Source organism: Bradyrhizobium sp. UFLA05-125 (assembly GCF_059803515.1).
The window spans coordinates 1-535 of sequence record NZ_JBANBJ010000193.1; the positions used below are offsets into that span (position 1 = coordinate 1).

General features: G+C 55.9%; 1 protein-coding gene. It reads left to right on the plus strand.

Annotated elements, in window-relative coordinates; genetic code table 11:
* Nucleotides 1–287 precede the first annotated feature (287 nt).
* A partial coding sequence (locus SO156_RS45895; protein WP_498539471.1) for a hypothetical protein occupies nucleotides 288–535 on the plus strand: 248 nt, incomplete at its 3' end.

The window sequence follows — 535 nt, forward strand, 5'->3', positions numbered from 1 at the left end:
CATGGCTTCAAGGTCGTCGAGACCTTCAAGGGTGTCGCGCCGAGCTACGAAAACGAGAAGTGCGACCTTGTGGCAAATCCGACGCTCGCCCAGCACTTTGCACCAGACAGCAAATAGCGACCGGGCAGGGCGCGCTCGCTCAACGGGCGCGCCTCCTATTGAGGAAGGGTAATCATGGAACCCGATCATTTGGCGACGAGACGACTAGTTCTATAATCAGACTAGACACCGCTTGCCGGGTGTGGTTCGATGATAGAACCATTATAACATATCAGGGAGGATTTGAAATGGCATTCCATGGCACTCTTTTCTTTTCGACTGAGACAGCTTCGCGCCGCAGGAAGCGCAAGGACATCAGTCCGGGATTGTGGGCCAGGCTAGTGCGCTTTGGCGCGTTGGCGCTGGTTGGTACGTTTTGTCTTGCGGGGGGACCGGTACAGGCCGATGGCGGGATCAAAATCGGTGCCATTTTCGACCTGACCGGCGGTCTGAACATCTACGGTATTCAGCAGAACAATGCCCTGAAGCTGGCCGT